Origin of the sequence: Streptomyces sp. NPDC004732 (assembly GCF_040609235.1) — a bacterium.
Taxonomy (GTDB): Bacteria; Actinomycetota; Actinomycetes; order Streptomycetales; family Streptomycetaceae; genus Streptomyces.
This window is the reverse complement of record NZ_JBEXJR010000005.1, coordinates 41,074-54,476: the sequence shown is the minus strand read 5'-3', so window position 1 is coordinate 54,476 and position 13,403 is coordinate 41,074. Positions and strand designations below refer to the sequence as shown.

Below are 13,403 nucleotides of genomic sequence, written 5' to 3'. Positions count from 1 at the left end.
CAAAAAAAACTTTCCTGAAGGGGTTGTATCCGCCGCCGAGGTTTGCGAATCTCTACATGGCGATCGGGACGGCCCGCAACATCGGCCCCACAGAGAGCCAGAACCCCTCCTCCACCACAGGTCCACACCAGGCAACTGGGCGTCGGCCCTTCCCGTGCGGGGGGATTCGTGAAAGCGTTCACATTCACAAGCAACCTGCATGTAATACCAAGGAGAGGTAGCAGCCATGGACTGGCGTCACAACGCCGTTTGCCGCGAGGAAGACCCCGAGCTCTTCTTCCCCATCGGCAACACCGGTCCTGCGCTGCTGCAGATCGAGGAAGCCAAGGCCGTCTGCCGCCGCTGCCCCGTCATGGAGCAGTGCCTGCAGTGGGCGCTCGAGTCCGGCCAGGACTCCGGCGTCTGGGGTGGCCTCAGCGAGGACGAGCGCCGCGCAATGAAGCGCCGCGCCGCTCGCAACCGTGCACGCCAGGCCAGCGCCTGACGCCCACACCCCACACGAGCCTGAGCTTGGCGGCGCGTACAGCGAGTACGCAACTCCCGCCCCCGAGCCGCAGCCGCGCAGTACCCCCGATGCGCAACGCAACGTGAGCAGTGAGCCCCGGACCAATCGGTCCGGGGCTCACTGCTTTCGTCTGTTTGCCGCCGCGACCTTTTCCGTCGCCGCCAGGTCCCTCGCGATTTCCGCCGCTACTTGTCGCCGCGGACCGGGATGTCCAGGATCACCCGCGTGCCGCGCTCCGGCGCCCGGACCATGTCGAAGGTGCCGCTCAGCTCGCCCTCGACGAGGGTCCGGACGATCTGCAGGCCGAGATTGCCGGAGCGGTGCGGGTCGAAGTCCTCGGGCAGGCCGATCCCGTCGTCCTGGACGGTGATCAGCAGCCGCGCCTCCTTGGTGGTGCCGCCGCGCACCGCCGACACCTCGACCGTGCCGGTGTCCCCCTCCCGGAACCCGTGCTCCAGGGCGTTCTGCAGCACCTCCGTGAGGACCATCGACAGCGGCGTCGCGACCTCGGCGTCCAGAATCCCGAAGCGGCCGGTGCGCCGGCCGATGACCTTGCCGGGCGAGATCTCCGCGACCATCGCGAGCACCCGGTCGGCGATCTCGTCGAACTCCACGCGCTCGTCCAGGTTCTGGGAGAGCGTCTCGTGGACGATGGCGATGGAACCCACGCGCCGTACGGCCTCTTCGAGCGCCTCGCGGCCCTTGGCGGAGTCGATGCGCCGGGCCTGCAGCCGCAGCAGCGCAGCGACCGTCTGGAGGTTGTTCTTCACCCGGTGGTGGATCTCCCGGATGGTGGCGTCCTTGGTGATCAACTCCCGCTCGCGGCGGCGCAGTTCGGTGACATCGCGCAGGAGTACGAGCGAACCGATGCGCGGCCCCTTGGGCTTGAGCGGGATCGCGCGCAGCTGGATCACCCCGTCGCCGCCCTCGATCTCGAACTCGCGCGGCGCCCAGCCGCTCGCGACCTTCGCCAGCGCCTCGTCCACCGGGCCGCGGGACGGGGCGAGTTCGGCCGTCGCCCGGCCCAGGTGGTGCCCCACGAGGTCGGAGGCGAGACCGAGGCGGTGGTACGCGGAGAGCGCGTTCGGCGACGCGTACTGCACGACGCCGTCGGCATCGAGTCGCAGCAGACCGTCACCCACGCGCGGGGAGGCGTCCATGTCGACCTGCTGGCCCGGGAACGGGAACGACCCGGCGGCGATCATCTGCGCCAGGTCGGACGCCGACTGGAGGTAGGTCAGCTCAAGCCGCGAAGGGGTGCGGACCGTCAGCAGGTTCGTGTTGCGGGCGATGACACCGAGGACGCGGCCTTCCCTGCGTACGGGGATGGATTCGACGCGCACCGGAACCTCTTCGCGCCACTCCGGGTCGCCCTCGCGCACGATGCGCCCCTCGTCCAGGGCCGCGTCGAGGAGGGGGCGGCGGCCGCGCGGGACGAGGTGGCCGACCATGTCGTCCTGGTAGGAGGTGGGGCCGGTGTTGGGCCGCATCTGCGCCACGGAGACATAGCGGGTGCCGTCGAGGGTGGGAACCCAGAGCACCAGGTCGGCGAAGGAGAGGTCGGAGAGCAGCTGCCACTCCGAGACCAGCAGATGCAGCCACTCGAGATCGGAGTCACCGAGAGCGGTGTGCTGGCGTACGAGGTCGTTCATGGAGGGCACGTGTGGAGCGTACCTTTCGCGTCCGGCGGCTCCCGTCGAGCCGCGGCGCCAGGGCGGGACCCTCAGCCCGCCCACGGCACCGCAGCCCTTCAGGTGCATCGGCCGCCAGAATGTGCGGTACTGAACAGCCGATCTTGAGGATCCGACGCGGTCAGGGCAGAGAGCGCCGGTTCCTCGGTCCACTCTCCTGTGCGGGGAGAGCGGAGGCTTTACCCACGCATTGTGGACTAGACCATTCTCCCATGTCTATGCGTCTACAGATGTTTGTTGTTGTCTCTTTCTCCGACATTCGGAGCCGACGTCCTCCACTTTTTGGAGCCGACGGTCAGTCATCGCTCCCGGTCGGCCGGGCCTGCGGCCACGCCAGCATGGCGAGATCGGCCACCGCCTCCAGATCTTCCCTGGTGGCGCCGTCCCTGGCCTGTTGCGACATTCCCTGGAAGACCGCCCCCGTGTAACGCGCGAGGGCGGCGGGGTCGGTGCGGTCGGGCAGCTCCCCCGCCGCGACGGACGCGCGGACGCGGGACTCGATGTCCGCCACGTTCGCGTTCCGACGCTCCCGCAGGGCCTCCTCCACCTCCGGCGTCGTGCAGTTGGTGGCCGCGGTGATGACGAGGCAGCCGCGGGGGTGGCTGGGGTCGGTGAACTCGGCCGCGGCCTCGTGCAGCATCCGCGACACGGCGGCGCGAGCGGTCGGCTCCTCGTCGAAGGCGCGGGGGCCGAAGACTCCGTGGGTCGCCCCGTACCGCACGACGACCTCGTCGAAGAGGGTGCGCTTGTCGCCGAAGGCCGCGTAGAGACTCGGGGCCCCGATGCCCATGACGCGCGTGAGGTCGGAGACGGACGTCCCCTCGTACCCGTTCTCCCAGAACGTGCGGATCGCCTGTTCGAGGGCCGTCTCACGGTCGAAGGAGCGGGGGCGCCCGCGCTGTTTCGTCGCCATGGAGTGAATTGTATAGCGGGCACTAGAAAAAGAGCTCGGGGGTGGGGTAGCGTTCTTTCTGTAGCGACCACTAGAGAAAGAGGGGGCGTCCGGCATGGATGCAGTCACGGGCAGGCTCGCGGGGAAGACGGCGCTGGTCACAGGCGGCAGCAGGGGCATCGGGCGGGGCATCGCCGAGCGTCTCGGGCGGGATGGCGCACGGGTCGCCGTGCACTTCGGCAGCAATGAGGCGGCCGCGAAGGAGACGGTGGCGGCGATCGAGGCCGCGGGCGGCTCCGCCTTCGCGTTCGGCGCCGAGCTGGGGGTGCCCGGAGACGCCGAGGCGCTCTGGGCGGAGTTCGACCGGCACGCGGACGGCCTGGACATCCTGGTGAACAACGCGGGCATCGGCCTGTACAGCCACGTGGGAGAGGTGACGGAGGAGGATTACGACCGCGTGTTCGCGGTCAATGCGAAGGCGCTGTTCTTCGTCGTCCAGAAGGGACTCGACCGGCTCCGCGACGGCGGCCGGATCATCAACATCTCGTCGGGCGTCACGCGCATCGCATTCCCGGTCACCGTGGCGTATTCGATGACGAAGGGCGCGGTGAACGTGCTGACGCACACGCTGGCGCAGGAGCTCGGCCCCCGCGGGATCACGGTCAACGCCGTCGCGCCGGGCATCATCGAGACCGAAATGATGGACGGGATCCCCGAGGCCCAGCAGGCGGACATGGCGGGGTATTCGACCTTCGACCGGATAGGCCAGCCCGCCGACGTGGCGGACATCGTCTCCTTCGTGGCCTCGGAGGACGCCCGGTGGATCACCGGTCAGTACATCGACGCGACGGGAGGGTCGGTCCTGGGCGTGTGACCAGGGGCTTCGCGGGCGCCGCGGACGGTTCGACGGGCGGCGGCGGGGACGAGAGCCGAGCATGGATCGGAGAGCGGTGGAATCGGCCGTTCTGGCGGTGCAGCACTGCTGTTCTGGCGGCGCAGCTCTGCTAGATTGGTCTATACCACCAACACTCTTGAGCCCCTCTCCAGATCGGCAGGCCCAGCGTGGAAGTTGTCATCGTCCCGGACGCCACGGCAGGCGGCGAGCTCATCGCGGAGGCCATGGCCGCCCTGGTGCGCCGTAAGCCTGACGCCCTGCTCGGTGTCGCCACCGGCTCCACCCCGCTGCCCATCTACGAAGCGCTGGCGGCCAAGGTCGCCGCCGGTTCCGTGGATGCCTCGCGGGCGCGCATCTGCCAGCTCGACGAGTACGTGGGGCTGCCCGCCGGGCACCCCGAGTCGTATCGCTCCGTGGTCCTCCGTGAGGTCGTCGAGCCCCTCGGTCTCGCCGAGGCCTCCTTCATGGGTCCGGACGGCAGCGCCGAGGACGTGCAGGCGGCGTGCGTGGCGTACGACAAGGCGCTCGCCGAGGCCGGAGGTGTCGACCTCCAGCTGCTCGGGATCGGCACGGACGGGCACATCGGGTTCAACGAGCCGTGCTCGTCGATCGCTTCCCGTACGCGCATCAAGACCCTGACCGAGCAGACGCGGGTGGACAACGCGCGCTTCTTCGACGGGGACATCGAGCAGGTCCCCCACCACGTCATCACCCAGGGCATCGGGACGATCCTGGAGGCGCGGCACCTGGTGCTGCTCGCCACGGGTGAGGGCAAGGCGGATGCGGTGGCCGCGACGGTGGAGGGACCGATCGCCTCGGTCGTGCCCGCCTCCGCGCTGCAGCTGCACCCGCACGCCACGGTCGTCGTGGACGAGGCGGCGGCCTCGAAGCTCAAGCTCGCGGACTACTTCCGGCACACGTATGCGAACAAGCCGGACTGGCAGGGTCTGTAGAAGCAACCTGTAGAGGCACTCTGCAGACGCGACGAACAGTGAAAGGGGCGCCCCCGGCCGGGGGCGCCCCTTTCGTTTGGTGCGGGTGGGCGGGTCAGCCCTCGACGATGACCTCCGCCGCCGCCTGGCCGCACACCCGTGCCGCGCCGCGCGTCGCGATGTGGAGGCCGCCGATCGGGGCGGACTGGGGGACGCCCATCTCGACCACGACCGTGTCGGGGCGGGCCGAGACGATGGTCTGCAGGGCCTCGGCCATCCACGCGTGGCGGTGTGCGTCGCGGACGACGGCCACGATGCGGCGCGTGCCCGCCGCCGCGAGGGCCTTGCTGCCCGAGCCTTCGCCGGAGTAGGTGGCCGACGCGGTGCCGGGGAAGCGGCGCTCCAGCTCGTCGGTGACGCCCCAGGGGGTCTCGTTGCCGACGGCGATGTTCGGGAGCGGGGAGAAGGTGGCGACGTAGGGGGCCTCGGTGACCGGGGCCGCGTACGTCTCGCCGCGGGTGACCGTCAGCGCACGGCGGGCTCCGATCAGACCGATGCCGGTGTCGGGCGCGCCCCCCGAATGCTCGGCCGCGCCCGACCCCCTCGCCGTCACGGCCCAGCCGGCGAGAGACCGTACGCGGTCGGCCGCGTCGGCGAGCCGCTCCTCGGGCAGCTCGCCGGAGCGCACCGCCGCGACGATGGCGTCCCGGAGCCGCAGCACGGTCCCCTCGTCGGAGGGGCCGCCACCCGTGCAGATCGCGTCGGCGCCCGCGGCGATGGCGAGGACACAGCCGCGCTCGAAGCCGTACGTCCCTGCGATGGCCTGCATGTCCATGCCGTCGGTGACGATGAGCCCGTCGTAGCCGAACTCCTCGCGGAGCAGGCTGGTCAGGATGCGGCGGGAGAGCGTTCCTGGGTTGTCCGGGTCCAGGGCCGGGGCCAGGACGTGGGCGCTCATCACGGCCCGCGTGCCCGCGGCGAGCGCCGCGCGGAACGGCGCCAGGTCACGGGAGTTCAGGACGTCCCGGTCGACGTCGATGACCGGCACGGAGTGGTGCGAGTCGATCGCCGTGTCGCCGTGCCCCGGGAAGTGCTTGGCGGAGGTGGCGACGCCCGCCGACTGCATGCCCTCGACGTAGGCGGCGGTGTGCCGGGCGACCAGGTCGGGGTCCGAGCCGAAGGAGCGTACGCCGATGACCGGGTTGTCCGGGTTGGCGTTGACGTCGGCCGACGGCGCCCAGTTGAAGTTGATGCCGCAGGCGGCCAGGCGGCGGCCGAGGTCGGCGGCGACCTCGCGGGTCAGCGCGGGGTCGTCGACGGCGCCGAGTGCGTGGTTGCCCGGGTAGGAGGAGCCGGTGCGCACCTCCAGGCGGGTGACGTCGCCGCTCTCCTCGTCGATGGCGATCAGCAGGTCGTCGCGTTCGGCGCGCAGCTGCGCGGTGAGCGCGGCCACCTGCTCCGCGGTCTGCACGTTGCGGCCGAACAGGCTGACGGAGGCGAGGCCTTCGCCGATCCGGCGGCGCAGCCAGTCCGGTGCGGTGGTGGTGCCGTCGAAGCCGGGCTGCAGGACGGCGAGGGCGTTGCGGGTGAGCGTGTCACCGGCGTGCGTAAGAGTCGTCATGTGCGGAGTTATCCCTTCACTGCGCCGTCGGTCAGGCCGCTGACGGCCCTGCGCTGCAGGAAGACGAAGAGGATGAGGATCGGGATGGCGAAGAGCGAGGCGGCCGCCATGGTGGCACCCCAGTCGTCACCGAAGGCGGTCTGGAAGCTGGACAGCCACACCGGCAGGGTCTTGGAGTCCGCTTCCTTGTTGAGCACGAGGACCATCGGGAACTCGTTCCAGGCGGTGATGAAGCCGAAGAGCGAGGTCGACATCAGGCCCGGCGCGAGCAGCGGCAGGATCACCCGGCGGAACGCCTGCATACGGGTGCAGCCGTCGACCATGGCGGACTCCTCCAGCTCCTTGGGCACGGCGGCGACGAAGCCGCGCAGCGTGAGGAGGGTGAAGGGCAGGATCATCACCATGTAGAAGAGGGTCAGCGGGACCAGGCTGTTCAGCATGTCCGCGTCGCGCACGATGATGTAGATCGCGATGACCATGACTTCCCAGGGCGCCATCTGGGCGAGCATGAAGCCGATGATGAAGCCGCGGCGGCCCTTGAAGCGCATGCGCGCGAGGGCGAACGCCGCGGTCACGCCGATGATGAGCGAGAAGACCACGGCGAGGACCGTGACGGTCACCGAGTTGCCGACCATGGTCCAGAAGTGGTCGGCGTTCATCGCCTTCTTGAAGTGTTCAAGAGTGGCGTCGGTCGGGAACCAGACCGGGTCCTCGGCGATGATGTCGCCGGACGGCTTGAAGGCCGTCGCGAACATCCAGTAGACGGGGAAGACCGAGAGGACGAAGAGAACGACCGCGGTCAGGTTGGGCCACAGACGGCCCAGCAGCGAGCGCTTCACAGCTCGTCCTCCTCTTGCTTGAGCACGATCCGCAGGTAGTACGAGGTGATGGCCAGCAGGATGACGATGGTGAGCATCGCGATCGCGGCGCCCATCCCGAAGTGCTGGTTGCCCATGCCCTCGATGTAGGCGTAGACGGGAAGGATCTCGGTGAGCCGCTCGGGCCCGCCCTCGTTGAGGGTGAAGACCTGTACGAACGCCTTGAAGACCCAGATGATCTCCAGGAACGTCGTGGCGTAGAGGAAGGGCCGCAGGTACGGCAGCGTGACCTGGGTGAACTGCTTCCAGGCACCGGCGCCGTCCAGGGCCGCGGCCTCGTACAGCTCCTTGGGAATGGTGGTCGTGGCGGCGAAGAGGTTGATCGCCACGAAGGGGATCGACTGCCAGACGATCAGCAGCAGGACCACGAAGAAGGTCGAGTACTGCGAGGCGAGCCAGTCGTGGTCGGCCATCGACTCGAAGCCGATCTTGGCGAGCACCCAGTTGATGACGCCGTAGCGCTGCGCGAACAGCCACTGGTAGACGGTGGTCGACGCGACGACCGGCATCGCCCAGGCGAGGACGAGCCCGACCATGAGGAACGTGCGCATCTTCCGGCCGAGGCGCGCCAGGAGCAGTCCGACCAGCGTGCCGAGGAACATGATCAGCACGACGTTGACGGCGGTGAAGGCGACCGAGCGGCCGGTGACCCGCCAGAAGTCCTCGCCGGTGAGGATCTCCTTGTAGTTGTCGAATCCGTTCCACTCGGTCAAGTGCAGAATGAACTGCCGCATGTTGAGGTTCTGGAACGACAGGATCCCGTTGTTGACCAGCGGCCAGCCGAGCAGCAGCAGGGTGACGATGATCGCGGGGGCAAGGAGCAGATAAGGCGTCAGGCCTGCGAGACGTCCTGCGGATGTGTGCGGGCCGTCGCGTCGTGGCCCGCCGTCCTGCTTCGTCTGCACCTCCGTCGGGCCGGAGGGCGGCCGTTCGGTCTTCTGCACGGTCATGCTCGCCATCTCTTTCGTGGGCAACGCGAAGCGCTCTGGAGAGCGCCGAGAACGCAGAGGTCAGCGCGGAGAACGCGGAGAACTCATGGGTACGCCGGGGGCGGCGGGGTCACGTCACCCGCCACCCCCGGCAAGAGGACGCGTCTTTACTGCTTCTGCGACAGGCGCTTGTTGAGCTCGCCCTCGACCTGCTTGGCGGCGTCGGCAGGCGACTTACCGTTGAGCACCGCGGTCATGTAGTTCTTGATCGGGTTCGGCGGGTTCTCCACCGCGCCCCACTCCGGGATCAGCGGGGTGATGCCGCCGCCGGGGGTGGCGGGCGTCATGGCCTTGGCGGCCGGGTTGTCCGCGAGGGAGGACTCCAGCGACTTCTTGTTCGGGATGACGCCGCCTTCCTTGGCGAACTGACCCTCGAACTTGTCCGACAGCGCGATCTTCAGGAACTCCTTGGCGAGCTCCTGCTTCTTGCTGGTCGCGGCGATGGCGAGGTTGGAGCCGCCGAGGAAGACGCCCTCGGGCTTCTCCGCCGTGGCGCCCGGGATCGTGAAGTAGCCGATGTCCTTCGCGATCTTCTTGTCCGTCTTGATGGCCAGGTCGGCCTCCCACGGCATGCCGATGAAGGCGCCGGTCTTGCCCTTGCCGAAGACCTCGCCCTGCTGCGGCGTGGCCTCGTCCTTGTTCTTGGGGGCCTTGGAGAGCTTCTGGAACTCCTGGTACGTCTTCATGGCCTTCGTGACCTTCGGGTCCGTCAGGTTGGAGACGTACTTGTCGCCGTCCTTCTTGACCAGCTCGGCGCCCTCACCGATGGTCAGGCCGACGAAGTGGTACCAGAACTGGCCCGGCATGTAGAGCGGCTCGGCGTCGGTCTTCGCGCCGATCTGCTTGAGGTCCTTGAGGAACTCGTCGCGGGTCTTCGGGGTGTCCTTGATCCCGGCGTCGGCCCAGATCTTCTTGTTGTAGATCACGACGCGGTTGAGGACGAACCACGGGGCGGCGTACTGCTTGCCGTCGATGACCGAGGCCTTGTTCATCGACTCGGTCCAGTCGGCGCCGAGCGTCTCCTTGAGGTCGCCGAGCTCGGCGAGGCCGCCGGTCTTGGCGTACGCGGCGGTCTGGGTGTTGCCGATCTCGAAGACGTCCGGCGGGTTCTCCTCGGAGAGGGCGGTGGTCAGCTTCTGCTGGATGCCGTTCCACTGCTGGACTTCGAACTTCAGCTTCGCGCCGGTCTTCTTCTCGAAGGCGGCCGTGACGTCCTTCTGCCACTTGTCGGGCGTCGAACCGTCCATCGCCCAGAGCGTCAGGGTCTCACCCTTGAAGCCGTCGGCTCCCCCGGACTTCTTGTCGTCGTCGTCGCTGCCACAGGCCGCGACCGAGACCAACATGCCCGCGACACCGATGGCCGCTATGAGCTTGCGCTTCACGTTCACCCTCCTCAAGGGATGCCAGTCAACCCCCCACCCGCAGCGACCAAATGGACCGAGATCTGCCCGTGGGACTGGAACCTGGTCTTTAATGGTGTAGACCAGTACGGGGAGCTTGGCCTAGACCTTTAGGGGTGTCAAGGGTGTATAAGAAGGGCTGTCGCCTCCGTTATCGGACCGACACCTGAGCAGGCAGAGTCTGCTCGGCCCGTACCGTGCCACGATGTGAGCCGCGACAGACGGAGGAGCCGGTGACGGCAGCAGCACAGGAGCCGGGAAGGCAGACCATGGGCACCGAAGCGGGGAGCACGGGGACCGATGTGGGCGCGCCTCCGGAAGGCCCGAGCGTCGGCCGCACCGCGCGCGTGCCCAAGTATTACCGCCTGAAGCGGCACTTGCTGGATATCACCGAAACGCTGCCGCCAGGCACCCCGGTCCCCCCGGAGCGCACGCTCGCCGCCGAGTTCGACACCTCCCGCACCACGGTGCGCCAGGCCCTCCAGGAACTGGTCGTCGAGGGCCGTCTGGAGCGCATCCAGGGCAAGGGCACGTTCGTCGCGAAGCCGAAGGTGTCGCAGGCCCTGCAACTCACCTCGTACACGGAGGACATGCGGGCCCAGGGCCTGGAGCCCACCTCGCAGCTCCTGGACATCGGCTACATCACCGCCGACGACCGCCTCGCCGACCTGCTCGACATCACCACGGGCGGCCGGGTGCTCCGCATCGAGCGGCTCCGGCTGGCCAACGGCGAGGCGATGGCCATCGAGACCACGCACCTTTCAGCCAAGCGCTTCCCCGCCCTGCGCCGCTCCCTGGTGAAGTACACCTCGCTCTACACCGCGCTCGCCGAGGTGTACGACGTGCACCTCGCGGAGGCCGAGGAGACCATCGAGACCTCCCTGGCGACCCCGCGCGAGGCGGGCCTGCTCGGCACCGACGTCGGTCTGCCGATGCTGCTCCTGTCCCGCCACTCGCTGGACGGGAACGGCCAGCCGGTGGAGTGGGTGCGCTCCGTCTACCGCGGCGACCGGTACAAGTTCGTCGCCCGCCTCAAGCGGCCCACGGACTGACACCCGCCCGAGGTCTGGCGCGGGCCCACCGCACTGCTCTACGTTCCTCCCGTCATCGCACGATGAATCTCATCGCATGGTGAACGGGAGGACGACCCGGTGCGCAGAGCGAATCCCCGATCCATCGTCATCTGGTCCCTCGTCGCGCTGATCGGCGCCGCGGGCTGGACCGTCCTGGCCCTCGCACGCGACGAGGAGGTGTCGGCCGCCTGGATGGTGGCGGCGGCCCTCGGCTCGTACGCCGTCGCGTACCGCTTCTACTCCAAGTTCATCGCGTACAAGGTCCTGAAGGTCGACAAGAAGCGGGCCACCCCGGCCGAGCGGCTCGACAACGGCATCGACTTCCACCCGACCGACCGCCGGGTGCTGCTCGGCCACCACTTCGCGGCGATCGCGGGCGCGGGGCCCCTGGTGGGGCCGGTCCTCGCGGCCCAGATGGGGTACCTGCCCGGCACCATCTGGATCATCGTCGGCGTGATCTTCGCGGGCGCCGTGCAGGACATGGTCGTGCTGTTCTTCTCGACGCGGCGCGACGGCAAGTCGCTGGGGCAGATGGCGCGCGAGGAGATCGGCCCGTTCGGCGGGGCCGCCGCGCTGCTCGCCACCTTCGCCATCATGATCATCCTGCTCGGGGTGCTCGCGCTGGTCGTCGTCAACGCGCTCGCCGAGTCGCCGTGGGGCACCTTCTCCATCGCGATGACCATCCCGATCGCCCTGCTGATGGGCTTCTACCTGCGGGTGCTGCGGCCGGGACGGGTCAGCGAGGTCTCGCTGATCGGCATCGCGCTGCTGCTGCTCGCGCTCGTCGGCGGGCGCTGGGTCGCCGAGTCCTCGCTCGCGGACACCTTCACGCTCGCGCCGTCGACGCTGGTCATCTGGCTGGTGGCGTACGGGTTCATCGCCTCGATCCTGCCGGTGTGGATGCTGCTCGCGCCGCGCGACTACCTCTCCACGTTCATGAAGATCGGCACCATCGTGCTCCTCGCGGTCGGTGTCGTCGTCACCCTGCCCACGCTGAAGATGGACCCGGTGACCGACTTCGCCTCGCGCGGCGACGGACCGGTCTTCGCGGGCTCGCTCTTCCCCTTCGTCTTCATCACCATCGCCTGCGGCGCCCTGTCCGGGTTCCACGCGCTGATCTCCTCGGGCACGACGCCGAAGATGATCCAGAAGGAGACGCAGGTCCGGATGATCGGCTACGGCTCCATGCTGATGGAGTCGTCCGTCGCGGTGATGGCGCTCGTCGCGGCATCGATCATCGACCCCGGTCTGTACTTCGCGATGAACGCCCCGGCCGGAGTCGTCGGCGACACCGTCCAGGAGGCGTCGAGAGCCGTCGCGGGCTTCGGGTACTCCATCTCACCGGCCGACCTCGCGCAGGCCGCCCAGAACGTCGAGGAGTCCTCGCTGCTCTCGCGCACCGGCGGCGCGCCCACGCTCGCGGTCGGCGTCTCGGAGATCTTCTCCAAGGTCACCGGCGGCTCGATGCGGGCCTTCTGGTACCACTTCGCGATCATGTTCGAGGCGCTGTTCATCCTGACCGCGCTCGACGCGGGCACGCGCGTGGGCCGCTTCATGCTGCAGGACATGCTCGGGAACATCTACAAGCCCTTCCGGCGGATGAGCTGGAAGCCGGGGCTCGTGCTCACCAGCGCCGCCGTCACGGGGCTCTGGGGCTACTTCCTGTGGGTGGGCGTGCACGAGCCGCTCGGCGGGATCAACCAGCTCTTCCCGATCTTCGGCATCGCCAACCAACTCCTCGCCGCCGTCGCCCTCGCCGTCTGCACCACGCTGCTCGTGAAGTCCGGGCGGCTCAAGTGGGCCTGGATCACCGGGATTCCGCTCGTCTGGGACGCGACGGTGACGCTCACCGCGAGCTGGCAGAAGGTGTTCTCCGACGACCCGCGCGTCGGCTTCTTCCAGCAGCGCGCGAACTACCAGGACGCCATCGACGAGGGCAAGATCCTGCCGCCCGCCAAGACGATGGACGACATGCACACCGTCGTCACCAACTCCACGGTGGACGGCGTCCTTTCGGCGGCGCTCGCCCTGCTCATCGTCGTCGTGATCGTGGACGCGGCACGGGTGTGCGTGAAGCACGTCCGCAACCCCGGCGCCTCACGGCTGAGCGAAGCGCCGTACGTGGAGTCGAAGTTGACCGCTCCGGCCGGGCTCTTCGCGACCCGGGAGGAGAAGGAGGAGGAGAGGCAGGCAGAGAGGCAGGCGGAGCGACGGGAGGTGGCGCCGTGACCTGGGTGCTGCGCGGGATGCGGTGGATGCGGTGGTACGTCCATGAGCTGACCGACGAGTCGGCGTACGACCGGTATGTGGCGCACGTACGCAAGGAGCATCCGGCGGCAACTGTTCCCAGCCGCCGCGCATTTGAACGCATGCGGACAGACCGGGCGGAGTCAGACCCCCGTCAGGGGTTCCGCTGCTGCTGAACAGGCAACTTGTCACGTCCGTTATCCGGACGGGGGTTCCATACAGCGAGACTGTGGCTTAGATTTCCCGCACGTTAAGCATGGGATAAGTGAGGGAACGGAGC

At 68.6% G+C, this 13,403-nt stretch carries 12 protein-coding genes; 6 read left to right on the top strand and 6 right to left on the bottom strand.

The annotated features are described in order from the left end of the window. Positions 1-226: 226 nt before the first annotated feature. Entirely contained in the window at positions 227-484 is a 258-nt protein-coding gene (locus tag ABZV77_RS15880; protein WP_016639615.1) for a WhiB family transcriptional regulator, read from the top strand. A gap of 206 nt (positions 485-690) precedes the next feature. Here ABZV77_RS15880 and ABZV77_RS15875 read toward each other — a convergent pair whose 3' ends face one another. Both ABZV77_RS15875 and ABZV77_RS15870 read right to left on the bottom strand, forming a co-directional pair. Then, positions 691-2,157: a PAS domain-containing sensor histidine kinase gene (locus ABZV77_RS15875; protein ID WP_356257589.1), complete on the bottom strand. Its 1,467-nt coding sequence runs from the start codon at positions 2,155-2,157 to the stop codon at positions 691-693. A gap of 334 nt (positions 2,158-2,491) precedes the next feature. Then, positions 2,492-3,109 (bottom strand): TetR/AcrR family transcriptional regulator, encoded by a 618-nt coding sequence (locus ABZV77_RS15870; protein WP_356256214.1) that lies wholly within the window; start codon positions 3,107-3,109, stop codon positions 2,492-2,494. A 94-nt stretch (positions 3,110-3,203) separates the two neighbouring features. On the opposite strand from ABZV77_RS15870, the gene ABZV77_RS15865 reads away from it, so the two are divergent. Both ABZV77_RS15865 and nagB read left to right on the top strand, forming a co-directional pair. Next, positions 3,204-3,962 (top strand): SDR family oxidoreductase, encoded by a 759-nt coding sequence (locus tag ABZV77_RS15865; RefSeq protein ID WP_356256211.1) that lies wholly within the window; start codon positions 3,204-3,206, stop codon positions 3,960-3,962. A gap of 188 nt (positions 3,963-4,150) precedes the next feature. Next, positions 4,151-4,936, top strand: coding sequence for a glucosamine-6-phosphate deaminase (nagB, locus tag ABZV77_RS15860; RefSeq protein WP_356256208.1), 786 nt, complete (start codon positions 4,151-4,153; stop codon positions 4,934-4,936). Between the two features lie 94 nt (positions 4,937-5,030). Here the strand turns inward: nagB and ABZV77_RS15855 are convergent, their stop codons facing one another. The 4 genes from ABZV77_RS15855 to ABZV77_RS15840 all read right to left on the bottom strand — a co-directional run bounded on the left by ABZV77_RS15855 (position 5,031) and on the right by ABZV77_RS15840 (position 9,785). Next, a complete protein-coding gene (locus tag ABZV77_RS15855) occupies positions 5,031-6,536 on the bottom strand; it encodes a glycoside hydrolase family 3 protein (protein WP_356256205.1) in 1,506 nt (501 codons plus the stop codon). A gap of 8 nt (positions 6,537-6,544) precedes the next feature. Beyond that, positions 6,545-7,375, bottom strand: a complete 831-nt coding sequence (locus ABZV77_RS15850) for a carbohydrate ABC transporter permease (RefSeq protein WP_356256202.1) — start codon at positions 7,373-7,375, stop codon at positions 6,545-6,547. Further along, entirely contained in the window at positions 7,372-8,364 is a 993-nt protein-coding gene (locus ABZV77_RS15845; RefSeq protein WP_356256199.1) for a sugar ABC transporter permease, read from the bottom strand. The genes ABZV77_RS15850 and ABZV77_RS15845 overlap by 4 nt, the downstream gene beginning before the upstream one ends. Before the next feature lie 146 nt (positions 8,365-8,510). Next, complete coding sequence (locus ABZV77_RS15840) at positions 8,511-9,785, bottom strand: extracellular solute-binding protein (RefSeq protein ID WP_356256196.1); 1,275 nt, start codon at positions 9,783-9,785, stop codon at positions 8,511-8,513. Positions 9,786-10,072: 287 nt separating this feature from the next. Here ABZV77_RS15840 and ABZV77_RS15835 point away from each other — a divergent pair, with 287 nt between their 5' ends. The 3 genes from ABZV77_RS15835 to ABZV77_RS15825 all read left to right on the top strand — a co-directional run bounded on the left by ABZV77_RS15835 (position 10,073) and on the right by ABZV77_RS15825 (position 13,299). Then, positions 10,073-10,855 carry a GntR family transcriptional regulator gene (locus ABZV77_RS15835; protein WP_356257587.1) on the top strand — a complete coding sequence of 261 codons (783 nt, stop codon included), beginning with the start codon at positions 10,073-10,075 and terminating at the stop codon, positions 10,853-10,855. A gap of 99 nt (positions 10,856-10,954) precedes the next feature. Further along, positions 10,955-13,105, top strand: a complete 2,151-nt coding sequence (locus tag ABZV77_RS15830; RefSeq protein WP_356256194.1) for a carbon starvation CstA family protein — start codon at positions 10,955-10,957, stop codon at positions 13,103-13,105. A 17-nt stretch (positions 13,106-13,122) separates the two neighbouring features. Beyond that, positions 13,123-13,299: a YbdD/YjiX family protein gene (locus tag ABZV77_RS15825; protein ID WP_268775789.1), complete on the top strand. Its 177-nt coding sequence runs from the start codon at positions 13,123-13,125 to the stop codon at positions 13,297-13,299. The last annotated feature ends 104 nt before the right edge of the window (positions 13,300-13,403 follow it).